Annotated in this window: 19 protein-coding genes and 2 pseudogenes; 14 read left to right on the top strand and 7 right to left on the bottom strand. The window is 69.0% G+C overall.

Annotated features, from left to right (window positions below):
• Position 1: 1 nt before the first annotated feature.
• From cfaB to PT85_RS14360, 9 genes are all read left to right on the top strand, one after another.
• On the top strand, positions 2 to 1,186 hold the full coding sequence (gene cfaB / locus PT85_RS14400; protein WP_039607077.1) for a C17 cyclopropane fatty acid synthase CfaB: 1,185 nt from the start codon (positions 2 to 4) through the stop codon (positions 1,184 to 1,186).
• Between the two features lie 190 nt (positions 1,187 to 1,376).
• Complete coding sequence (locus tag PT85_RS14395; protein ID WP_039607076.1) at positions 1,377 to 3,140, top strand: sensor histidine kinase; 1,764 nt, start codon at positions 1,377 to 1,379, stop codon at positions 3,138 to 3,140.
• Positions 3,137 to 4,492: a sigma-54-dependent transcriptional regulator gene (locus PT85_RS14390; RefSeq protein ID WP_039607075.1), complete on the top strand. Its 1,356-nt coding sequence runs from the start codon at positions 3,137 to 3,139 to the stop codon at positions 4,490 to 4,492. Before PT85_RS14395 ends, PT85_RS14390 begins: the two co-directional genes overlap by 4 nt.
• A 221-nt stretch (positions 4,493 to 4,713) precedes the next feature.
• Positions 4,714 to 5,670 carry a TAXI family TRAP transporter solute-binding subunit gene (locus tag PT85_RS14385; protein ID WP_027591878.1) on the top strand — a complete coding sequence of 319 codons (957 nt, stop codon included), beginning with the start codon at positions 4,714 to 4,716 and terminating at the stop codon, positions 5,668 to 5,670.
• 101 nt (positions 5,671 to 5,771) lie between these two features.
• Positions 5,772 to 7,796: a TRAP transporter permease gene (locus tag PT85_RS14380; protein ID WP_039607074.1), complete on the top strand. Its 2,025-nt coding sequence runs from the start codon at positions 5,772 to 5,774 to the stop codon at positions 7,794 to 7,796.
• Positions 7,793 to 8,176 carry a DUF1850 domain-containing protein gene (locus PT85_RS14375; RefSeq protein ID WP_027591880.1) on the top strand — a complete coding sequence of 128 codons (384 nt, stop codon included), beginning with the start codon at positions 7,793 to 7,795 and terminating at the stop codon, positions 8,174 to 8,176. Before PT85_RS14380 ends, PT85_RS14375 begins: the two co-directional genes overlap by 4 nt.
• A gap of 65 nt (positions 8,177 to 8,241) precedes the next feature.
• Positions 8,242 to 8,775 carry a DUF3617 domain-containing protein gene (locus tag PT85_RS14370; protein WP_039607073.1) on the top strand — a complete coding sequence of 178 codons (534 nt, stop codon included), beginning with the start codon at positions 8,242 to 8,244 and terminating at the stop codon, positions 8,773 to 8,775.
• Positions 8,776 to 8,806: 31 nt separating this feature from the next.
• Positions 8,807 to 9,769, top strand: a complete 963-nt coding sequence (locus PT85_RS14365; protein WP_039562234.1) for a CobW family GTP-binding protein — start codon at positions 8,807 to 8,809, stop codon at positions 9,767 to 9,769.
• Positions 9,770 to 9,835: 66 nt separating this feature from the next.
• Positions 9,836 to 10,717, top strand: a complete 882-nt coding sequence (locus PT85_RS14360; RefSeq protein WP_027591115.1) for an alpha/beta fold hydrolase — start codon at positions 9,836 to 9,838, stop codon at positions 10,715 to 10,717.
• Between the two features lie 130 nt (positions 10,718 to 10,847).
• On the opposite strand, the gene PT85_RS14355 is transcribed toward PT85_RS14360, so the two are convergent.
• Positions 10,848 to 11,243 carry a DUF3301 domain-containing protein gene (locus PT85_RS14355; protein ID WP_037009314.1) on the bottom strand — a complete coding sequence of 132 codons (396 nt, stop codon included), beginning with the start codon at positions 11,241 to 11,243 and terminating at the stop codon, positions 10,848 to 10,850.
• Positions 11,244 to 11,380: 137 nt separating this feature from the next.
• On the opposite strand from PT85_RS14355, the gene pdxY reads away from it, so the two are divergent.
• The 3 genes from pdxY (at position 11,381) to PT85_RS17585 (ending at position 13,694) form a co-directional block, all read left to right on the top strand.
• A complete protein-coding gene (gene pdxY, locus PT85_RS14350) occupies positions 11,381 to 12,247 on the top strand; it encodes a pyridoxal kinase PdxY (protein WP_027591117.1) in 867 nt (288 codons plus the stop codon).
• Between the two features lie 72 nt (positions 12,248 to 12,319).
• A complete protein-coding gene (locus PT85_RS14345) occupies positions 12,320 to 13,138 on the top strand; it encodes an N-acetylmuramoyl-L-alanine amidase (RefSeq protein WP_051587479.1) in 819 nt (272 codons plus the stop codon).
• 391 nt (positions 13,139 to 13,529) lie between these two features.
• The gene (locus PT85_RS17585) at positions 13,530 to 13,694 is read left to right on the top strand and encodes a DUF1328 domain-containing protein (protein WP_027591118.1); all 165 of its coding nucleotides are present in this window, start codon (positions 13,530 to 13,532) and stop codon (positions 13,692 to 13,694) included.
• 22 nt (positions 13,695 to 13,716) lie between these two features.
• On the opposite strand, the gene wrbA is transcribed toward PT85_RS17585, so the two are convergent.
• The gene (wrbA, locus tag PT85_RS14335; protein WP_027591119.1) at positions 13,717 to 14,313 is read right to left on the bottom strand and encodes an NAD(P)H:quinone oxidoreductase; all 597 of its coding nucleotides are present in this window, start codon (positions 14,311 to 14,313) and stop codon (positions 13,717 to 13,719) included.
• A gap of 96 nt (positions 14,314 to 14,409) precedes the next feature.
• On the opposite strand from wrbA, the gene PT85_RS14330 reads away from it, so the two are divergent.
• On the top strand, positions 14,410 to 15,639 hold the full coding sequence (locus PT85_RS14330) for a nucleoside recognition domain-containing protein (protein ID WP_039562231.1): 1,230 nt from the start codon (positions 14,410 to 14,412) through the stop codon (positions 15,637 to 15,639).
• On the opposite strand, the gene PT85_RS14325 is transcribed toward PT85_RS14330, so the two are convergent.
• The 5 genes and pseudogenes from PT85_RS14325 to PT85_RS14315 form a co-directional block, all read right to left on the bottom strand.
• Positions 15,621 to 16,733, bottom strand: coding sequence for a methyl-accepting chemotaxis protein (locus tag PT85_RS14325; protein ID WP_407681107.1), 1,113 nt, complete (start codon positions 16,731 to 16,733; stop codon positions 15,621 to 15,623). The two genes, PT85_RS14330 and PT85_RS14325, sit on opposite strands and share 19 nt — an antisense overlap.
• A 159-nt stretch (positions 16,734 to 16,892) precedes the next feature.
• Positions 16,893 to 17,222: pseudogene (locus PT85_RS18625) on the bottom strand (PAS domain-containing protein); the annotation flags it as partial.
• A 128-nt stretch (positions 17,223 to 17,350) separates the two neighbouring features.
• On the bottom strand, positions 17,351 to 18,490 hold the full coding sequence (locus PT85_RS14320; protein WP_407681106.1) for a methyl-accepting chemotaxis protein: 1,140 nt from the start codon (positions 18,488 to 18,490) through the stop codon (positions 17,351 to 17,353).
• Positions 18,491 to 18,637: 147 nt separating this feature from the next.
• Positions 18,638 to 18,967, bottom strand: a pseudogene (locus tag PT85_RS18620) (PAS domain-containing protein); the annotation flags it as partial.
• Between the two features lie 82 nt (positions 18,968 to 19,049).
• A complete protein-coding gene (locus PT85_RS14315; RefSeq protein WP_039607071.1) occupies positions 19,050 to 21,266 on the bottom strand; it encodes a putative bifunctional diguanylate cyclase/phosphodiesterase in 2,217 nt (738 codons plus the stop codon).
• Positions 21,267 to 21,515: 249 nt separating this feature from the next.
• Between PT85_RS14315 and PT85_RS14310 the strand changes: the two genes are divergently transcribed.
• Positions 21,516 to 22,484 carry a TAXI family TRAP transporter solute-binding subunit gene (locus PT85_RS14310; RefSeq protein ID WP_039562223.1) on the top strand — a complete coding sequence of 323 codons (969 nt, stop codon included), beginning with the start codon at positions 21,516 to 21,518 and terminating at the stop codon, positions 22,482 to 22,484.
• Positions 22,485 to 22,506 lie beyond the last annotated feature (22 nt).

The raw sequence follows: 22,506 nt of genomic DNA, 5'->3' as shown, positions 1-22,506 counted from the left end.
CATGCAGGCGACTCTCCCCCCGGCCTTGCGCGCGCTGCGCCTGCCGCTGCGTCTGCGGCTCTGGGATGGCCAGCAACTGGAGCTCGGCCCGGACCCGCGCGTGACCCTGGACATCAAGGATCCGGCGCTGCTCGCCCTGCTGGCGAGCCCGCGCCTGGACGCCCTGGCCGGCGCCTATATCGACGGTGGCCTGGACCTGCAGGGGCCGCTGCCCGATGTCATTGCCCTGGCCGACCAGCTCAGCGCTGCCATGGGGGTGGCCGACAGCACCGCGCCGGAGGCGCGCGTGGCCCATGACCGGCAGACCGACGCCGAGGCCATCGCCTACCACTACGACCTGTCCAACGCCTTCTACGCCCTGTGGCTCGATCCGGAGATGGTCTACTCCTGCGCCTATTTCCCGACCGGCACGGAAGACCTGGCCACGGCGCAGCGCGCCAAGCTCGATCACCTGTGCCGCAAGCTGCGCCTGCAGCCGGGCGAGCGACTGCTGGATGTCGGCTGCGGCTGGGGCGGCCTGGCGCGCTTCGCCGCCCGGGAGTACGGCGTCCAGGTCACCGGCATCACCCTGAGTCGCCAGCAGCTGGCGCTGGCCCGCGAGCGGGTCGACGCCGAGGGTCTGGCGGATCGCGTGAGCCTGGAGCTGATGGACTACCGCGACCTGCCCGGGGACGGGCGCTTCGACAAGGTGGTCAGCGTCGGCATGTTCGAGCACGTCGGCCACGCCAACCTGGGGCTGTACTTCCGCCACCTGTTCGACGCGGTGCAGCCGGGCGGCCTGGTGCTCAACCACGGCATCACCTCGCGCTATCCGGATGGCCGGCCGGTCGGCCGCGGCGCCGGCGAGTTCATCGGACGCTACGTGTTCCCCCACGGCGAACTGCCGCACCTGTCCACCGCCATCGCGCAGATGAGCGAGCAGGGGCTGGATGTGGTGGACGTGGAAAGCCTGCGCCTGCACTACGCGCGTACCCTCGAGTTCTGGAGCGGCAACCTCGAGGCGCGGCTGGCGGAAGCCGCGCGGCTGGTCGACGAGAAGACCCTGCGCATCTGGCGCCTGTACCTCGCCGGTTGCGCCTACGGCTTCCGCCACAACTGGATCAACCTGCACCAGATCCTCGCCGTGCGGCCGCTGGCCGACGGTTCGCACAGGTTGCCCTGGAGCCGCGCCGACCTGTATGTCTGAGGCACCGAACCGGTAGGAGCGGCCGTAGGAGCGGCTTCAGCCGCGATGCTTGTCGTGCGGTCATGGGCGAAAACCGGCGGCTGAAGCCGCTCCTACAACAAACGGGCCCCGTGCGACCCGATGGAGGCGTGCTGCACGCGCGCGCCGCCTGGCATACCATGCCGATCCCGTTCGCCTGCCGAGTCGCGTCGTGCCCCGTCTGCGCCGTTCCGTCCTGTTCCACGTCCTGCTGATCCTCTGTGGCGGCCTGCTGTGCGTCTGGCTGGCCGGCCGGCTGGGCGAGCGCAGCGCCTGGGAAGCCCGCAGCCTGGAAGGGCGCGCGCAGCTGGAGCTGTACCGGCAGAATCTGCACACCCTGGTGGAGCGCTTTCGCGCCTTGCCGGCGCTGCTCGCCGAGGACACCGCCGTGCACCGCCTGCTGCGCGATCCGCACAACCCGGCGCTGCGCCAGGCCCTCAACGAGCGGCTGGAGCGCCTCAACCAGGCGGCCGGCTCCAGCGTGCTCTATGTGCTGGACCGCCACGGCCAGACGCTGGCCGCCAGCAACTGGAACGAGCCGAGCAGCTTCGTCGGCCACGACTACCGGTTCCGCCCGTATTTCAGCAACGCGCTGGAGCAGGGCGCCGGGCGCTATTTCGCGGTGGGCGTCACCACCGGCATTCCCGGCTACTTCTTCTCGCGGCGGGTCGAGGATGGCGAGCCGCTCGGCGTGCTGGTGGTCAAGCTGGAGCTCGAGGAGCTGCAGCGCGATTGGGTGGGCCAGCACGGCACCCTGCTGATCAGCGACGACCACGGCGTGGTGATCCTCAGCAACCGGCCCGCCTGGCGCTTCGGCCACCTGCAGCCGCTGAGCGGCGAACAGCGAGCGCGCCTGCTGGCCGAGCGCAAGTACGCCGAACAGAACCTGCGTGCACTGCCCAGCGAGACGCGACTCGCCTTTGACGACGGCGAGCTGCGTCGCCTGCACGGGCCGGACGGTCCGCGCGACTATTTCTGGCAGCACCAGGCGCTGCCCACCGAGGACTGGACTCTGCACCTGCTGCAGGACCCCGCGGTGGTCTCCGACACGGTGCTGGCCTACCGGCTGATCGCCGCCGCCCTGTGGATGACGCTGGCCTTCGGCGCCCTCTACGGGCTGCAGCGCCGGCGCAACCGCCAGCTGCTGCGGCGCAGCCGCGCCGAGCTGGAGCGGCTGGTGGTCGAGCGCACCGAGGAGCTGCGCCGCACCCAGGAGGGCCTGGTGCAGGCCGCCAAGCTGGCCGCGCTCGGGCAGATGTCCGCCGCCCTGGCCCACGAGCTGAACCAGCCGCTGACCGCGCTGCGCATGCAGCTGGGCAGCCTGCAGCTGCTGCAGCGCAGCGGTCGCGCCGCCGACATGGCGGAAGCGCTGGAGCAGGTCGACGCGTTGGTGGCGCGCATGAGCGCGCTGACCGGCCACCTGAAGACCTTCGCCCGCAACAGTCCCGGCGGGCTGCGCGAACAGGTGCGTCTGGCGCCGGTGGTGGAGCGCGCGCTGCAGCTGCTGGCGCCGCGCCTGCGGGGATCGGCGGTGCGCGTGGAGCTGGCGGTGGACCCGCGCGCCGAAGTGCTGGGCGAGGCGATCCGCGTCGAGCAGGTGCTGGTCAACCTGCTGGACAACGCCCTGGACGCCTGCGCCGACCAGCCTGCGCCCTGCCTGGCCATCGGCACGCGCCGCGACGGGGAGAGCTGGGCGCTGTCGGTGGCCGACAACGGCGGCGGCATCGATCCGCAGCATCTGCCCCACCTGTTCGATCCCTTCTTCACCACCAAGCCGGTGGGCGAGGGGCTGGGGCTGGGGCTGGCGATTTCCTATGGCATCCTGCGTGACCTGGGCGGCAGCCTGCAGGCTGCCAACGGGGCGCAAGGCGCCATCTTCACCCTGCGGCTGCCGGCGGTGGAGCATATCGGCATGACGGAGAGGCAACGGGCATGAGCACCGAAGTACTGTTCATCGACGACGAGGCGGCCATCCGCCAGGCGGTGCGCCAGTGGCTGGAACTGTCCGGGGTCAGCGTGCGCGTCTGCGCCGGGGTCGCCGAGGCGCTGCCGCTGCTGGGCCGCGATTTCCCCGGCGTGCTGGTCAGCGACGTGCGCATGCCCGGCTGCGACGGCCTGCAGCTGCTCGAGCGCCTGGCGGACATCGACCGCGAGCTGCCGCTGATCCTGGTCACCGGCCACGGCGATGTGAGCATGGCGGTGCAGGCCATGCAGCGCGGCGCCTACGACTTCATCGAGAAGCCGTTCAGTCCCGAGCGCCTGCTGGACAGCGTGCGCCGCGCCCTGGATACCCGCCGGCTGGTCATGGAAAACCGCCAGTTGCGCGCCCAGGTGGCCCGCAAGGGGCAGCTGGATAGCCTGCTGCTGGGCGCCTCGCCGGCCATGGTGCAATTGCGCCAGCAGGTGCTGGAGCTGGCCGGCGCGCCAGTCAACGTGCTGATCCGCGGCGAGACCGGCAGCGGCAAGGAATTGGTGGCGCGCAGCCTGCACGATTTCAGCCCGCGCGCCGGGCGTGAGTTCGTCGCCCTCAACTGCGCGGCGATTCCGGAAAGCATTTTCGAGAGCGAGCTGTTCGGCCATGAGAGCGGCGCCTTCACCGGCGCGCAGGGCAAGCGCATCGGGCGCATCGAGCACGCCGACGGCGGCAGCCTGTTCCTCGACGAGATCGAGAGCATGCCGCTGGCCCAGCAGGTCAAGCTGCTGCGGGTGATCCAGGAGCAGAGCCTGGAGCGCCTGGGTTCCAACCGCAGCATCCGCGTCGACGTGCGGGTGATCAGCGCCGCCAAGCCGGACCTGCACGACGAGGTGCGCGCCGGCCGCTTCCGTGAGGATCTGCTCTATCGCCTGAACGTGGCGGAAATCGAAGTGCCGCCGCTGCGCGCGCGGCGCGAGGACATTCCCCTGCTGTTCGACCACTACACCCGCCAGGCCGCCGAGCGGCATGGCCGCGCCGCGCCGCCGCTGCAGCCGGCCGACATGGCGCGGCTGCTGGCCCATGACTGGCCGGGCAACGTGCGCGAGCTGATCAACGCGGCGGAACGCCATGTGCTCGGCCTGGCCAGCCCGGGCCTGGCGCGGGCGCCGGTCAGTCAGTCGCTGGCCGCACAGATGGAGGCCTTCGAGGCGCAGTGCCTGCACCAGGCACTGCAACGCTGTCAGGGCAACATCGCCGAGGTGATGGCCCTGCTGCAGCTGCCGCGGCGCACCCTCAACGAAAAGATGCAGCGTCACGGCTTGCAGCGCAGCCGTTATCTGCCGGCCGGGGTCAGCGATTCGGAGCCGGAATAGGCGGATTCTTGCCGATGTCGGGTCGGCTATGGGCGGATTCCCGCTGGTTCTCTGGCGGCGGGGAACTGGCGATGGCTCGCCAGAGCGCGGCCCATGGGCTTGTCAGCCCTTGCGATGTCGCTGGCACAGGTCCTGCTAGGGTATTGGCAAGCCCCTCGACCGTCGGGTTGATCGGCTTCGCCCCTTGCGGGGTCTGCCCATAAAAAAAGGAGTTGCAATCCATGCGCATGAGCAAACGCTTCGGCCTGTTCGCGGCCGCTGTCGCCTTCACTGCCAGCACCGCGGCTGTCGCCGCACCCACCTTCATCAACGTACTTACCGGTGGCACCAGCGGTGTGTACTACCCGATCGGCGTGGCCCTGTCCCAGCTGTACGGCAACGGCATCGACGGCGCCCGCACCTCGGTGCAGGCCACCAAGGCCTCGGTGGAAAACCTCAACCTGCTGCAGGCCGGTCGCGGTGAGCTGGCCTTCTCGCTGGGCGACTCGGTGGACGACGCCTGGAAGGGCAATGCCGACGCCGGTTTCAAGGCGCCGCTCAACAAGCTGCGCGCCATCGCCTCCATCTACCCGAACTACATCCAGGTGGTGGCCAGCAAGGAATCCGGCATCAAGACCCTGGCTGACCTGAAGGGCAAGCGTGTCTCCGTCGGGGCGCCCAAGTCGGGCACCGAGCTGAACGCCCGCGCCATCTTCAAGGCCGCCGGCCTGAGCTACGAAGACCTGGGCCGCGTGGAATTCCTGCCCTACGCCGAGTCGGTCGAGCTGATCAAGAACCGTCAGCTGGACGCCACCCTGCAGTCCTCCGGCCTGGGCATGGCGGCCATCCGTGACCTGGCGGCGATGATGCCGACCACCTTCGTGGAAATCCCCAAGGACGTGGTCGAGAAGATTGGCAGCCCGGTCTACCAGGCGCGCCCGATCCCGGCCGGCACCTATGACGGCCAGGACAAGGACGTGATGACCGCCTCGATCACCAACATGCTGGTGACCCACGAGAACGTCTCCGAGGAAGTCGCCTACCAGATGACCAAGCTGGCCTTCGAGAACCTGGAGCGCCTGGGCAACGCCCACTCCGCGGCCAAGGGCATCACCCTGGAAAACGCGGTCAAGGGTCTGCCGATTCCGCTGCACCCGGGTGCCGAGCGCTACTACCGTGAAGTCGGTGTGCTGAAGTAAGCGAGCCCCCGGCGCGCCTTGCGCCCGCCATCCCAGTCCCCCGGCAGCCGCCGGGGGACTGGTCGTCCCATTAGATTCCACGCCGTCTCCGGGAGTTTTCCATGAGCGAGCAACAAGGGCTGAACGTCAGCCCCAGCCAGTGGCCGAAGACGTTGTTCTATGTCGCCCTGCTGTTTTCCGCCTACCAGATCATCACCGCCGCCTTCCACCCGGTGTCCACCCAGGTGCTGCGTTCCGGCCACGTGGCCTTCCTGCTGCTGCTGATCTTCCTGTCCTACCCGGCACGTGGCGCCAGCCGCCCCTGGCAACCGCTGGCCTGGCTGCTCGGCCTGGCGGGCATGGCCACGGCGTTCTACCAGTGGCACTTCGAGGCCGATCTGATCCAGCGTTCCGGTGATCTGACCCGTGAGGACATGTTCGTCGGCGTGCTGCTGATCGTGCTGGTGTTCGAAGCCGCGCGGCGTGTGATGGGTATCGCCCTGCCGCTGATCTGCACGCTGTTCCTGGCCTACGGTCTGTTCGGCCAGTACCTGCCGGGCGACCTGGCTCACCGTGGCTACGGCTTCGACCAGATCGTCAACCAACTGTCCTTCGGCACCGAAGGCCTTTACGGCACCCCGACCTATGTGTCGGCCACCTACATTTTCCTGTTCATCCTGTTCGGCGCCTTCCTGGAGCAGGCCGGGATGATCAAGCTGTTCACCGACTTCGCCATGGGCATGTTCGGCCACAAGACCGGCGGCCCGGCCAAGGTCTCGGTGGCGTCCTCCGCGCTGATGGGCACCATCACCGGCTCCGGCGTGGCCAACGTGGTGACCACCGGCCAGTTCACCATCCCGCTGATGAAGCGTTTCGGCTACAAGCCGGAATTCGCGGGCGCCGTGGAGTCCACCTCCAGCATGGGCAGCCAGCTGATGCCGCCGGTGATGGGCGCGGTCGCCTTCATCATGGCCGAGACCATCAACGTGCCCTATGTCGAAGTGGCCAAGGCCGCGCTGCTGCCGGCGCTGCTGTACTTCGGCGCGGTGTTCTGGATGGTCCACCTGGAAGCCAAGCGCGCCGGTCTCAAGGGCCTGCCCAAGGACGAATGTCCTAGCGCGCTGGACGCGGTCAAGCAGCGCTGGTACCTGCTGATTCCGCTGGTGGTGCTGGTCTACCTGCTGTTCTCCGGCTTCACGCCGATGTTCTCCGGTACCGTCGGCCTGGCGCTGACCGCCATCGTCATCCTCGGCTCGGCCCTGATCCTGCGGGTCTCGTCCAACACGCTGCGCATCCTGTTCTGGATCGCCCTGGGCATCGCCTGCGCCGGCTTCTTCAAGCTCGGCATCGGCGTGGTGTTCGGGGTGATCGCCGCGCTGGTGGCGGCCTGCTGGTTCGTCAAGGGCGGCCGGGAAACCCTGCGCACCTGCGTTCACGCGCTGGCCGAAGGCGCGCGTCACGCGGTGCCGGTGGGTATCGCCTGCGCCCTGGTCGGGGTGATCATCGGCGTGGTGTCGCTGACCGGTATCGCCACCACCTTCGCCGGCTACATCCTGGCGATCGGACAGAACAACCTGTTCCTGTCGCTGGTGCTGACCATGATCACCTGCCTGGTGCTGGGCATGGGCATCCCTACCATTCCCAACTACATCATCACCAGCTCCATCGCCGCTCCGGCGCTGCTCGACCTGGGCGTGCCGCTGATCGTCTCGCACATGTTCGTGTTCTATTTCGGGCTGATGGCCGACCTGACCCCGCCGGTGGCGCTGGCCTGCTTCGCGGCCGCGCCGATTGCCCGGGCCAGCGGCTTCAAGATCAGCCTGTGGGCGGTGCGCATCGCTGCCGCCGGCTTCGTGGTGCCCTTCATGGCGGTCTATGACCCGGCGCTGATGATGCAGGGCGACAGCCTGGCAGCGATTATCTACATGTTCGTCAAGGGCGCCTTCGCCATTGGCCTGTGGAGCTTCGCCGTGGTGGGCTTCATCAGCCGGCCGCTGGCCTGGTGGGAACGGCTGATCGCGTTCGCCGCCGGCGTCTCGCTGGTGCTGGCGCTGCCGATCAGCGATCAGCTGGGCTTCGGCCTAGGCATCCTGCTGGTCGCCCAGCACCTGTGGCGCGCGCGCCGGGCGCAGCCGATCGCCGCATGATCGGTCTGTGCCTGGGACTGGCCGGGGTGGTGTGGGCAGAAGTGCCCACCACCGAGTTCACCCTGGCCTGGACCCACACCATCGAGAAGATCCGCTGGGAAGAGGATTACCGCGTCACGCCGCAGGGCTTGCGGCTCGACGCGGCGCGCATCCGCGGCACCGGCGCCGGCATGGAAGTGCCGGACGGTGCCGTGCTGCGTGACGGCAGCTGGCAGTACCATCCGCAGCTGCCGGTCTTGCCGCAGCTGCGCCTGGGGCGCACCCCCGAGGCCGGCGACTACCAGCTGTGCCAGGCCGGCGCCTGCCGGCCGCTGGCCGACTGGCTCGGCCCGCCGCGCCACGAGCGTCCCGCGGTCGAAGTCTGGCCCTGCGGACAGTAGGGCTCCCCGGCACCTGCCGGTGGCTGGACTAGGCTTTGCGGCATCCATCACGCAAGGATCGCCGCATGCCCCCTTCGCTTCGCCTGCCGTTGGCAGGTGCACTGTTGTGCTCATCGCTGACCGCGCAGGCCATGGAGCTGCTGCCGGGGCTGTGGGAGTTCACCCCGCGCAACCTGGAGGTCGACGGCCAGTCGTTGCCCGACCTGGACCGCCTGCTGGTGGGTTTGGAGCACCTCTCCGGCGTGCAGCGCGAGCAGCTGCTGGACCAGTTGGCCCGCCAGGGCGTGCAGCTGGCCGGGCGCGCGGTGCAGCTGTGCCTGGACGAGGCCCGGCTGCGCACCACCGACTTCGTGCTGCCCCAGGGATCTGGCTGCCGCCCGCAGCTGACCGAGCGCGGCGAGCGGCTGTGGCGCTTCGCCTTCGACTGCCGCGATGCCCAGGGTGAGGGTGAAACGCAGTTCCTCAGCGAGCGCGAGTTCGTCACCCGCCTCGACGGACGTTTTGCGCTGCACACCACCCGACCCGGCCATGGCCGCCTGGAATCCCATGCCCGCTGGCTCGGCGCGGATTGCGGGAGCCTGGCGCCACGGGACGGCTGACGTCCGCCGCGCGAAGGCGCACCATAGCGCCATGCTCGAACAGATCCCCACCCATGTGATTGCCGGCCCGCTGGGCGCCGGCAAGACCAGCCTGCTGCGCCAGTTGCTCGCCCAGAAGCCGGTCGAGGAACGCTGGGCGCTGCTGATCAACGAATTCGGCGCCATCGGCCTGGATGCCGCCTTGCTGGAAACCGGCGAAGACGGCATCGCCCTGGCCGAGGTGGCCGGCGGCTGTGTGTGCTGCGTCAGCGGTGCGCCGTTCCAGGTCGGTCTGGCGCGCTTGCTGCGCCGCAGTCGGCCGCAGCGGCTGTTCATCGAACCGTCCGGCCTCGGCCATCCGGCCGAGCTGCTGCGCCAGTTGGCGGCGGCACCCTGGCGCGGCGTGCTGCACCTGCAGCCGCTGGTGCTGGTGCTGGATGCCGCCGCACTGTCCACCGGCGCGGCGCTGCCGGACAGCCAGGCGGCGGTGCTCGAGCAGGCCGGGTTGCTGGTCCTGAACAAGGCGCAAGCCCTCTCGGCCGCCCAGCGTGAGGCGCTGGCGGCGCGCTGGCCGGCCACGCCGCTGCGCTGGACCGAGCAGGGGCAGATCGCCCTGGCCGAGTTGCCGACCACGCCGCTGCCGGAAACGCCGGCTGCCGCCTGGCCGGATGCCGCCCCGGCGCCGGCCGGCGCGCTGTGGCGCGATCCGGCGCAGCCGCTGTGCGAGGTTCGCGACGCACAGGAGGGCTGGAGCATCGGCTGGCGCTGGCACCCGAGCCAGCGCTTCGATCTGCCGCGACTGTGCACGCAACTGGCCAGCCTGCCGTGGCGACGCGCCAAGCTGGTGATGCAGGGCGAGCAGGGGTGGTTCGCCGCCAATGCCCTGGACGGTGCCGAACTGATCCTGCGGCCGAGTGCCTGGCGGCGGGATTCGCGGCTCGAGCTGATCTTCGCCCAGGCGCAGGATTCACAGCGGCTGAACGCCCTGTTCCAAGACTGTCGATTCACTGGATGAGCGGCTGCCGCTAAGATGCCAGCCCGCGTTTCGCGGCCCCGTTCATCTCAGCAGTAGAGACCGCTTATGAATCTGCAACCCTGGGCCCACACCTGTTCCGCCGGCTTTACCCTGCGCGGCTGGCACAGCGCGCCGTCCGGCAAGCCCCTGCTGCACTTCCTGCACGGCAACGGTTTCTGCGGCCGCGCCTACGAGCCCCTGCTGCGCCACCTGGCCGAGCAGTTCGACCTGTGGATCAGTGACGCCCAGGGGCACGGCGACAGCGACCACGGCGGGCGCTTCGTGGGCTGGAACCGCAGCGCCGAGCTGGCGGTGGAGGCCTTCGAGGCCGGTCGTGCAGCGTTCGGCGAGGTGCCGCGCTTTGCCCTGGGCCACAGCTTCGGCGGCGTGCTCAGCAGCCTGATCCTGGCCCGCCAGCCCGCGCTGTTCCAGCGCGCCGTGCTGCTCGATCCGGTGCTGTTCACGCCGAACATGCTGCGCCTCAAGCAGGTCCTCGGCGCGCTGGGCCTCTACGATCGCTTCAACGACAAGGCCAAGCGCGCCCGCGCGCGGCGCAACCACTGGGCGGACGCCGACGAGGCGCGCAGCCGCCTGCGCGGGCGCGGCATCTTCAAGAACTGGGATGAGTCGGCGCTGATCGCCTATGTGGACAACGCCATGAAGCCGCACCCCGAGGGTGGCCTGCAGCTCAAGTGTCATCCCACCCGCGAAGCCGAAATATTCAGTACGGCGCCCAAGGGACTGTGGCGCGCGCTGCGCCAGGTGCGCACGCCCAGCACGCTGATCTACGGCCAGGACAGCTACCCGTTCGTGCTCGACTCGGCGCGCCGCTGGCCGCGCCTCAATCCCCAGGTGCAGGCCCGGGCGGTGGAGGGTGGTCACTGCTTCATGCAGGAGCGCCCGCAGGCGACGGCGCGGCTGGTGCAGGATTACCTGCTGGGCCACTGAAGGCGACCTGGCGGGCGCGGTCCAGCGGTGGCCAACGCGAGGCGTTGACCACCCTGCGGGGCGGTGTCGTTCGTCGGGCGGTCAGCGCTGTTCTGGCCGCCGGTTCGTGCAACCCCACAAGGTTCGCTGCTCAGCGTGAGCGCTCGCGCTTCCATTGCTCCAGATGGATGACCTGGCCCTGGCTGGCACGCGGTGCCTCCGGCGTCTGCTCGTGGACGGTGCCGGGCTCCTCGGCGGCGCGCGGGCAGGGGTAGGGGTCGAGCTGGATGCCGCCGGGGTACAGGCCGAACATGCGAATGCTGCCGCGATGGCGCTGCTCGCCGGTGACGGTGAATTCGAAGGCGTACTGACGGGCCAGACGGCGGCGGCCGTTGGCATCCGGCAGCCATTTCAGCCCCTGCAGGGCCACGGTGTCGTCGAGCAGCTGCAGATCATGGCGCGTGCAATGCTGCTTCACCGCGTGCAGCGCCCGCTCGCGCACGCCATGGGCATGCCAGAGCCAGGCGGCGGCCGTGCCGGCGCACATCAGCAGGAAGATCGAGGCGAGGGACACGGGGCGGGCTCCGGCAGGGAAGTCGCGCCAGCTTACCGCAAGCAGCACCGCGTTTGCGCTGGCACGGTTTTGCGCGATACTGCGCCGCCTCGATTTCCAGGACCCCCTCGATGAAACGCACGCCCCACCTGCTGGCCATCCAGTCCCATGTCGTGTTCGGTCATGCCGGCAACAGTGCGGCGGTGTTTCCCATGGCCCGCCTGGGGGTCAATGTCTGGCCGCTCAACACGGTGCAGTTCTCCAACCACACCCAGTACGGCCAGTGGACCGGCGAGGTGCTGGCGCCCGCGCTGATTCCGCAACTGGTGGCCGGCATCGCCAACATCGGCGAGCTGGGCAACTGCGACGCCGTGCTGTCCGGCTACCTGGGCAGCGCCGACCAGGGCCGGGCGATTCTCGAGGTAGTGCGCCGCATCAAGGCCGCCAACCCGCGCGCGCTGTACCTTTGCGACCCGGTGATGGGGCATCCGCAGAAGGGCTGCATCGTCGCCCCGGAAGTCAGCGATTTCCTGCTCGAGGAGGCGATCGGCGAGGCGGACCTGCTGTGCCCGAACCAGCTGGAGCTGGACAGCTTCCTCGGCCGCCGGGCGGACTCCCTGGCCGATTGCGTGGCGATGGCCCGCGCCCTGCTGGCGCGCGGCCCGCGTGTGGTGCTGGTCAAGCACCTGGACTACCCCGGCAAGTGCGCCGAGGACTTCGAAATGCTGCTGGTCACTGCCCAGGACGCCTGGCTGCTGCGCCGGCCGCTGCTGGCCTTCCCACGTCAGCCGGTGGGGGTGGGCGATCTGACCTCCGGTCTGTTCCTGGCGCGCCTGCTGCTGGGCGACGAGCCGCTGCAGGCCTTCGAATTCTGCGCTGCCGCCGTGCACGAGGTATTGCTGGAAACCCAGGCCTGCGGCAGCTATGAACTGCAACTGGTGCGCGCGCAGGACCGTCTGGCCCAGCCGCGCGTGCGCTTCCCGGCACATCGGCTATAACCGTTGGGCGGGCCCGCGACGGCCCGCCAGGCCTGCACCGCGACGGCGGGCAAGGCGATACGGAGCGGCGACATGAAGGCAATCCTCGTCCTGGCGTTGCTGGTGCTGGCCGGCTGCGGTGGGCTGCGCATCGACACCAGCCAGAGCTCCGTGGCCCAAAGCAGCCGGGTGCAGTACATCGTGCTGCACTACACCTCCACCGACCTGCCGCGTTCCCTCGAACTGCTGACCCGGGGTGAGGTCAGCGCCCACTACCTGATTGGTGCCGAGCCGCCTGCCGTCTACCGCCTGGTGGATGAACAGCGGCGCGCCTGGCATGCCGGTGACAGCGAGTGGCAGGGCCGCACCTGGCTGAACGCCAGCACGCTGGGCATCGAACTGGTCAACCCGGGCTATGAGGAGGACGCCGATGGCAACCGCCACTGGCATCCCTATCCGCGCGCGCAGATCGACGTGCTGATCCGCCTGCTCAAGGAACTGGTGGCGCGCCACGAGCTGCCGCCGGGCAGTATTGTCGGTCACAGTGATATCGCCCCGCAGCGCAAGGTGGACCCCGGCCCGCTGTTCCCCTGGTATCGCCTGGCTGCCGAAGGCCTGATCGCCTGGCCGGACGACGCCCAGGTGGGTATCCGCCAGCGCCTGTTCGCCGCCGTCGGCCTGCCACCCCCTGCCTGGTACCAGCAGCGGCTGGCGACCCTGGGCTATCCCGTGCCCCGGCATGGCGAGCTCGACGAGGCGACCCTCAAGGTGCTGGCCGCCTTCCAGATGAAATACCGACCCTCGCGCCATGACGGCGTTCCGGATGCGGAAACCGCAGCCCTGCTGCAGGTGCTGGCCCCAGCTGCCCAGGTGCCCGGTGTGGAAGCGCCTGAGGCCGAGGAGGCCATGTAAGGCGACCGCCCGACAGGCTGTGCCGGCGTCGCGGTGTGGGCGGGCTACGCTCACAGGCGTGGCGGGTGGGCGTAATGGCTGCTCCCGCGTCAGGCGAGGTGTGTGAAGTGATGCATGACCACAAGAAGTGTTCGCCGGGGACTGCTCTGCTGGTGATGGCGATGCTGGGCATCCTGCAAGGCTCTGGTGACGCGCATAAGGACGCCGGGCATCCGTCGGCCTCGGGGGCACATCCGGACGCAGCGGCGGTCCATCCAACAGACACCCGGCAGGCCCGTCAGCAGACACTGCCGGTAGGTCGGCCGGCCAGGCTGGAACGGTCGCAGCCGCCGAGCTGGGTGTTCTAGCGGCCTTGAGTCGCCCACCATCGGGTCAACACGAGGAATACGCCATGCTGAGCTGGGCCATTACCTTCCTGATCATCGCCATCATCGCCGGGGTACTCGGCTTTGGCGGCATCGCCGGGACGGCCACCGGGATCGCCAAGATCCTGTTCATCATCTTCCTGGTGCTGTTCGTCGCTTCCTTCCTGTTCGGACGCTTCCGGGGGCCGTGAGCGTCCGAACCTCTGCGACGGGTCAGGTAAAGCGCACGGCCAGCCGGGCCACGTGCTCACCCTGGAAGCGCGCCAGTGCCAGTTCCTTGCTGCTCGGTTGGCGTGAGCCGTCCGCGGCGGCAATCGTGGCGGCGCCGTAGGGTGAGCCGCCACGCAGTTCGCTGATGTCGTTGAGCTCGGGCGCGCTGTAGGGCAGGCCGACGATGAGCATTCCGTGGTGCGCCAGGGTGTGCCAGAAGGAGGTGATGGTGGTCTCCGAACCACCGCCGGTGCCGGTGGACGTAAACACGCTGGCCAGCTTGCCGATCAGGCTGCCCTTCACCCACAGGCCGCCGGTCTGGTCGAGGAAATTGCGCATCTGCGCGGTCATGTTGCCGAAGCGGGTCGGGCTGCCGAACAGGATGGCGTCGTAGTCGGCCAGCTCCTGGGGCGTGGCCAGCGGCGCCGCCTGGTCGAGCTTGGCGCCCGCCTTGCGGGCGATGTCCTCGGGCATGGTTTCCGGCACGCGCTTGAGCGTCACCTCGACCCCCGACACGCTGCGCGCGCCTTCGGCCACCGCCTCGGCCATCTGTTCGACATGGCCATACATCGAGTAATAGACGACAAGAATCTTCTTCATGGTGTCGCTCTCCACGGTTGGGCCTTGTCAGCGTAGATGACCGACCGGGAGTGCCTCCGTATCATCCCGGCCATTCATCCTTCGAGGGATCGCACGATGCTCAATGGCCTGTGGCTGGGCTTCTTCGTCATCGCCGGCCTGGCGGCGCTGGTGCGCTGGCTGGTGGGGGGCGACCCGGCGGTGTTCGCCGCCATGGTGCAGGGCCTGTTCGACATGGCGCGGCTGTCGGTCGAGGTGATGGTCGTGCTGTTCGGCACCCTGACCCTGTGGCTGGGCTTCCTGCGCATCGCCGAGAAGGCCGGCCTGGTGGACGGCCTGGGTCGTCTGCTCGGACCGCTGTTCGCCCGGCTGATGCCCGAGGTGCCGCGCGGTCATCCGGCGCTGGGTTTCATCACCTTGAACTTCGCCGCCAACGGCCTGGGCCTGGACAATGCCGCCACGCCCATCGGCCTCAAGGCCATGCGCGCCCTGCAGGAACTCAACCCGAGCAGCACCACGGCCAGCAATGCGCAGATCCTGTTCCTGGTGCTCAACGCCTCGTCACTGACCCTGCTGCCGGTGTCGATCTTCATGTACCGGGTGCAGCAGGGCGCTGCTGACCCAACGCTGGTGTTCCTGCCGATCCTGCTGGCCACCAGCGCCTCGACGCTGGCCGGTCTGCTCTCGGTGGCACTGATGCAGCGCCTGCGCCTGTGGGACCCGGTGGTGCTCGCCTACCTGCTGCCGGGCGCGCTGCTGCTCGGCGGCTTCATGGCGCTGCTGGCCACCCTGAGCGCCACGGCGCTGGCCGCGCTGTCCTCGTTGCTCGGCAACCTGACGCTGTTCGGCATCATCCTGCTGTTTCTGCTGGTGGGCGCGCTGAAGCGCGTGGCGGTCTACGAGAGCTTCGTGGAGGGTGCCCGCGAAGGCTTCGATGTGGCCAAAAGCCTGTTGCCCTATCTGGTCGCCATGCTTTGCGCCATCGGCGTGCTGCGCGCTTCCGGCGCGCTGGAATTCGGCCTGGACGGCATTCGCTGGCTGGTCGACTGGGCCGGCTGGGACAACCGCTTCGTCGACGCCCTGCCCACCGCGCTGGTCAAGCCGTTCTCCGGCAGCGCGGCGCGGGCCATGCTGATCGAAACCATGCAGACCCACGGCGTGGACAGCTTTCCCGCGCTGCTGGCCGCCACCGTGCAGGGCAGCACGGAAACCACCTTCTACGTGCTGGCTGTGTATTTCGGCGCGGTGGGCATCCAGCGCGCCCGCCACGCGGTGGGCTGCGCGCTGCTCGCCGACCTGGCCGGGGTGCTGGCGGCGATCGGCGTCTGCTACTGGTTCTTCGCCTGAGGCAGGCGCCGGTCCCAGAACTGGCGGGCCAGCAGGCGCAGCCGGTCGGCCTGGCCGCCGACTTCCAGGGCGGCTTCGCGGCTGGCCTGGCTGTGGCCGACGTTGTCGATGTGGCCGTCGCGGATGGCTTCCATGCTCTGGAAGATCACGCCGCAGGCGGCCGACTGCTCCTCCACGGCGCGGGCGATCTGCGCGCTCATCTCGGTGATCGCGGTGACCCGCTCATGCACGTCGAGCAGCGCCTGGCTGGCCAGCGCGGCCTGGGTTTCGCTGCGTTCGGCCTGCGCCTGGCTGTCGTGCATTGCCGTCGCGGCGGTCTCGATCTGCTCCTGCAGGGCACCGAGGATGTCGCGGATCTGCCGGGTGGAGTCCTGGGTGCGGATCGCCAGGTTGCGCACCTCGTCGGCGACCACCGCGAAGCCGCGTCCGGCCTCGCCGGCGCGGGCCGCCTCGATCGCCGCGTTGAGCGCCAGCAGGTTGGTCTGCTCGGCGATGGTGGCGATCACCTCGATCACCGAGGTGATGCGGCTGCTGTGTGCCTGCAGGCCGAGCACCCGTTCGGCGGTCTGCTCGATCTGTCCGGCCAGCGCGGCGATGGCCTGGGCGGTGGCGCCGACCTGCTCCTTGCCGACCTGCGCCGCGTGGTCGCCGAGCGTGGCGGATTCGGCGCTGTGCTGGGCATTCTCGGCGACCGCCTGCACGCTGCCGTTCAGTTGCTCGATGGCGCTGGCGATGTGCTCGGCTTCGGCCTGCTGCCGGCGGGCGCCGCTGTCGCTGCGGCCCACCGTTTCCTGCAACCGTTCGGCTTGTTCGGCCAGCTGGCGCGAGGCGTCGCCCAGCCGGCCGATGATGGCGCCGCTCTCCATGGCCTGCATGCGCAGGGCGAAGGCGACCTCGCCGAACTCGTCGCGCCGGCCGGTGTAGATCCACTGGCTGAGCGGATTGCTGGCGATGCGCCGGGCCTGGCCGAGCAGCGCGCGCCAGGGCGCCAGGCTCAGCCACAGGCTGGCGCCGCGCAGCAGCAGAGCCAGGCCGGCGCAGGCCAGGCCGGCCAGCGGGTCGATGCCCAGGCCCAGCCAGCCGACCAGCAGCACCAGCGCGGCGATCAGCCCGCTCTGCCCGAGCAGATGGCCGAACAGGCCCAGGACCGGGCGACGCAGGGCCGCCGGGCGGCGTCCGGCGGCCAGGTCGGCGTACAGCGTTTGTGCGGCGGCCTCCCATTCGGGGGCCGGCCGGGTGCGGACCGACTGGCATTCCACCACCTGGCCGTTCTCGACGATCGGCGTCACATAGGCGCTGACCCAGTAGTGATCGCCGTTCTTGCAACGGTTCTTGACCAGGCCCATCCACGAGCGGCCCGCCTTGAGGCTCTGCCACAGGTCGGCGAAGGCCGCCTGCGGCATGTCCGGGTGGCGCACGATGTTGTGTGACTGTCCGAGCAGTTCGGCTTCGCTGAAGCCGCTGACCTTGACGAATTCGGGGTTGACCGAGGTGATCACACCCTTGGGCGTGGTGGTGGACAGGATGTTGCTGTCGGCGGCCAGTTCTGTGCGGCGTCCGGTGACGGGAAGATTGAGTTTCATCGCGTGGCTACAGCGCTCGGCACGGCATGGCGCCATAAAAGGGAGGAGGGACGGCTAGATTGCCATTAAAATGACATCGCTGATAAGCCCATTGTTGCTTCCGGCGATGTCATCGTCATGACAGCCGGTCAGCGCAGGCGGCCCCGGCGGCCCTTGCGCGGCGCGCCGACCCGCTTGTGCCAGAACTGCCGGGCCAGTAGGCGCAACTGCTCGGCCTGGCGGCTGACCGCGGCCGCGGCACGATTGCTGTCGTGGTTGTGCACCGCCTGTTGTTCGCTGGCCTGGTGGATGCCTTCGATGCTGCGGTGGATGGCCTCGCTGGCCACGCCCTGCTGTTCGACCGCGCTGGCGATCTGCCCGTTCAGCGCGGTGATGGCGCTGACCTGGGCGTGGATCTCCGACAGCACCTGCGAGGCCTCGGCGGCCTGGCGTTCGCTCTGGCTCACTTCCTCGCTGCCGGCCTGCATGGCGCGTACCGCGCCGTCGACCTCCGTCTGCAGGCCACCGAGAATGTCCTGGATCTGCTGGGTGGAATCCTGGGTACGGATCGCCAGGTTGCGCACCTCGTCGGCGACCACGGCGAAGCCGCGTCCGGCCTCGCCGGCGCGGGCCGCCTCGATGGCGGCGTTCAGCGCCAGAAGGTTGGTCTGTTCGGCAATCGCCTCGATCACGCCGATCACCGAGTTGATGCGCCCGCTGCTGGCCTGCAGGTTCTGCACGGCGGCGACCGCTCGCTGCATCTCGCGGGCCAGGCTGGCGATGCGCCGGCCAGTGGCCTGCACCTGCTCCTCGCCACCGCGTGCGGCGCGGTCGGCGGCGCCGGCGGTGCTCGCACAGTGCTGGGCGCTGCGTGCCACTTCCCGCACGCTGGCCGCCATCTCCTCGATAGCCTGGGCGATCTGCCGGGTTTCCTGCTGCTGGCGCTGGCTGCTGGCGTCGCTGTGCGCCACCGCGCTCTGCAGCTGCTCGGCCTGTTCGGCCAGCTGGCGCGCCGCCTCGGCCAGGCGCCCGACGATGGCGCCGGCTTCCATGGTCTGCATGCGCAGGGCGAAGGCGATTTCGCCGAACTCGTCGCTGCGGCCGCAGTACACCCACTGGCCGACCGGGTTGACGGCCACCTTGCGGGCTTCGTCGAGCAGCTGACGCAGCGGCGCGAGCATGTGCCAGAGCCCCGCGGCGAACACGCCGAGGCCCGCCGCGCCGCCAGCCAGGGCAATGAACGGATCAGCATCCAGCGCCAGGATCGCCAGGCCGAGCGCGGCGCCCACCGCCAGACCGCACAGGCCGAGCAGGCGGGCGAACAGGCCGGGGCGCCAGCGCAGTGGCTTGGGTGTGCGGCCGGCGCGCAGGGCCGCGTACACCTGTTCGGCGCTGGCCACCCAGGCCGCTTCCGGGCGGATGCGCACCGACTGGTATTCCACCACCTCGCCATCCTCGACGATGGGCGTGACGTAGGCGCTGACCCAGTAGTGGTCGCCGTTCTTGCAGCGGTTCTGCACCATGCCCATCCACGAGCGGCCGCTTTCCAGGGCGCTCCACAGGCTGGCGAAGGCCGCCGGCGGCATGTCCGGATGGCGCACGATGTTGTGCGACTCGCCGAGCAGCTCCGCTTCGCTGAAGCCGCTGATCTTCACGAACTCCGGGTTGGCCGAGGTGACGATGCCCTTCAGGTCGGTGGTGGAGAGGATGTTGATGCTCTCGGGAAGCTCGAGGGCTCGCCCGCTGACGGGGAGGTTGATCTTCACGGCCGCCCCCGGGGGCGCGGTTGCCGGTCTGCTGTTGTCACGTTGTGCGTCCTTTCAGTGAAGCTCGATAGCGAGCGGTGCATCAGTTGACCGGCGCATGCCTCCGGTCGGGTTGCGTCTCGAACAGGCACGCCAGTTGGGCGGCCGGCACCGGGCGGCTGAACAGGAAGCCCTGGGCGTACTGGCAGCCTTCGCGCTGCAGGAACTCCAGATGTTCCTCGCACTCCACCCCCTCGGCGGTGACCGTCAGCCCCAGCGCCTTGCCCAGGCCGATGATGGCGCGGCTGATGGCGAACAGGTCGGGATCGGTATGGGCGCCGAGGATGAAACTCTTGTCGACCTTCAGGCTGTGCAGCGGGAAGCGCTTGAGGTAGCCCAGCGAGCAATAGCCGGTGCCGAAGTCGTCCAGCGCCAGGCGGATGCCCAGGCGGGCGAGGCGGCGCAGGTTGGCGTGCAGTTCCGCGCTGTCCTCCATGAGCACGCCTTCGGTGATCTCCAGCACCAGCGACTCGGGCGCCAGTCCGGTTTCCGCCAGCACGTTCATCACTCGGGCGGCGAAACCGGGCTGTAGGAGCTGGCGGTTGGAGAGGTTGACCGAGCAGCTGAGCAGCGGCTGGCCGGCCAGCTGCCATTCGCGCACCTGACGGCAGGCCTCGCGCAGCACCCAGTCGCCGACCCGGATGATCTCCCCGGACTCCTCGAGCACCGGAACGAAGCTGCCGGGCTCGACCGGCCGGCCGTTCTGCCGCCAGCGCATCAGGGCTTCCACGCCACGCAGCTGCGGGCGGCCTTCGTCGATGCGGTAGATGGGTTGGTAGTAGAGCTCGAATTCGTCGCGGCTGAGCGCCTGAGCCAGGGCGTTTTCCAGTTCCAGGCGATGCTGCGCCGCCGCCTGCAGTTCGCTGCTGTAGCGGGCGTACTGGGCCTTGCCGGCGCTTTTGGCGCGGTACAGCGCCAGGTCGGCGGCCTGCAGGGCCTCGCGCACCTGGCCGGGCTGGTTCAGCGGTGCGATGCCGATGCTGGCGCTGACCATCAGCTCGTGGCCGGCTACCTGCAGCGGGTCCTGCAGGGTATCAAGGATGGCCTGGGCGACCCGTTCCGCGTCCTGGTTGGTGCGGATGTTGTGCAGCAGCACGACGAATTCGTCGCCGCCGAAGCGTGCCAGGTGGTCGCCGTGGCGCAGGCAGCGCTGCAGGCGCTGGGCGATCTGGATCAGCACCTGATCGCCGACGCTGTGGCCCAGGCTGTCGTTGATCAGCTTGAAGCGGTCGAGATCGACGAACAGCAGCGCGGCCACCTCCTGTTCGCCGTGCAGTTGCCGCTGTTCCAACTGGTGCAGCAGCTCGTCCAGGCGCGTGCGGTTGGCCAGCCCGGTCAGCGGGTCATGGCGCGCGGCGTGGCGCAGGCGCTGCTCGGCCAGCTTGCGTTCGCTGATATCGGTCTGCGAGCCGGTCAGGCGCAGGCCACCGTTGCGGTCGCGCTCGGCGATGCCGCGTACCAGCACCCAGGCGTAGCCGCCATCGCCGCGGCGGATGCGGTATTCGTGCTGCAGGGTGGCCGTCTCGCCGCGCAGGTGGGTGTCGATGGTCTGGCGCAGGGCGGGCAGGTCGTCCGGGTGTACGCGATTGAACCAGCTCTGGCTGCTGTCTGTGAGCGTGTCGCGGGTCAGCCCGAGCATGCTCGCCCAGCGTTCGGACACGTACAGGCGGTCGTACTCCACGTCCCAGTCCCACAGGCCGTCGTTGGCGCCGCGCATGGCGCGGGCGAAGCGCGCCTCGCTGTCTTCCAGCGCCTGGCGCTGGGTGGCGGCGTAGGCGTCCACGGCCATCGAGATGTCGAAGAACACCGCCTTGAGCAGGCTGGCGAACAGCGGCAGGTGCTCGCTGTCGGCGAACAGCTCGGCCAGCAGTCTGTCCAGGTACAGGCGATAGGCGCCCAGGTACCACTTCATCTCCAGGCCGATGCGCTCGTGCACCATGCCCACGCGCAGGCGCTCGTGCACGTAGCGGTAGTCGTAGGGGCCGGCGAACAGGCTGCGGTAGTACTCGCGCTGGCTGCCTTTCAGGCGCCGCAGAGTGTTTTCGTCGCGCAGCAGGCGCGACAGCGGTTCGAAGCCCTGCAGATAGACGTAAAGGCTGTCGACGAAGTCGTCATGGAAGCCGCGCAACGCCTCGGCGTGCTGGTTGAGCCGGGCACCGTCGGCGGGGGTCCAGTCCAGGTAGCGGATGCGCGTATGGATCTCGGCGCGGTCAAGGCCGATGCGCTGGAAAAGCGGCTTGAGTTCCTGCTCTGGACTCATGATGTCCCCGTGGCCGTGCCGGTTCGTTGGCAGCAGAATCCGGTGTTATCTGGCACAAAGCCATCAAGTTAATCAGGGTGAAGAACGGGCCTTTTGATCTGGATCAGCAAACCACAGCGAACCCTTGATAGTCGGTTCGGTCGACTCAGACGGGAATTGCGGCGGCGTTTCGGTATAGAGTTACTCCCGACGACCCGCGCCCCACGAAGGCGGTCGTACCCATGACAATCAGAAGAAGGAGCTAACCCCATGAAAGGCCAATCCTTGGCATGGGCCCTGACGGCCACTCTGGCCACTGCCCTGGGCGGTACCGCCTCGGCACAGGCGCAAGATCGCTATGTCACCATCGGCACCGGTGGCCAGACCGGCGTCTATTACGTCGCGGGCCAGTCGATCTGCCGCTTCGTCAATCGCAACGCCGAAAACCTCAAGTGCAATGCGCCGGCCAGCGGCGGCGGCGTGGCCAACGTCAATGGCCTGCGCAGCGGTGAGTTCAACTTCGGTGTCATGCAGTCCGACCATCAGTACAAGGCCATGCAGGGCCTGGCGCCATTCGAGAAGGAAGGCGCGATGGGCGACCTGCGCGCGGTGTTCTCGCTGCAGAGCGAGGTGTTCACCGTGCTGGCGCGCCGCGACGCCAACATCAAGGGTCTCGACGACCTCAAGGGCAAGCGCGTCAACATCGGCAACCCGGGCTCCGGCCAGCGCGACACGCTGGAAGAGATCATGAAGGTCAAGGGCTGGGACAAGTCGGTGTTCGCCCTGGCCGCCGAGCTCAAGCCGGCCGAGCAGGCCAGCGCGCTGGGCGACAACAACATCGACGCCATGACCTATTTCGTCGGCCACCCCAACGGCGCCATCCAGGAAGCTACCACCACCGTCGACGCGGTGCTGGTGCCGATCACCGGCCCGGAGATCGACACGTTGCTGGCCGAGAAGCACTACTACACCAAGGCCGAGGTGCCCGGCGGCCTGTACAAGGGTAACGACCAGGCCACCCCGTCCATCGGTGGCAAGGCGGTGCTGTCCACCACCAGCAAGGTCGATCCGGAAGTGGTCTACCAGCTGGTCAAGGCGGTGTTCGAGAACATCGACCGCTTCAAGCGCCTGCACCCGGCCTTCGCCGATCTCAAGCCGGAAGACATGATCAAGGTCGGTCTGACCGCGCCGCTGCACGAGGGTGCCGAGCGCTACTACAAGGAACGTGGCTGGCTGTAACCGGAAAGCGGAGCTCGCTCCG

It is taken from the genome of Pseudomonas flexibilis (assembly GCF_000806415.1).
In the GTDB taxonomy this organism is placed as follows: Bacteria; Pseudomonadota; Gammaproteobacteria; order Pseudomonadales; family Pseudomonadaceae; genus Serpens; species Serpens flexibilis.
This window is presented reverse-complemented; position numbering and strand designations above follow the sequence as displayed.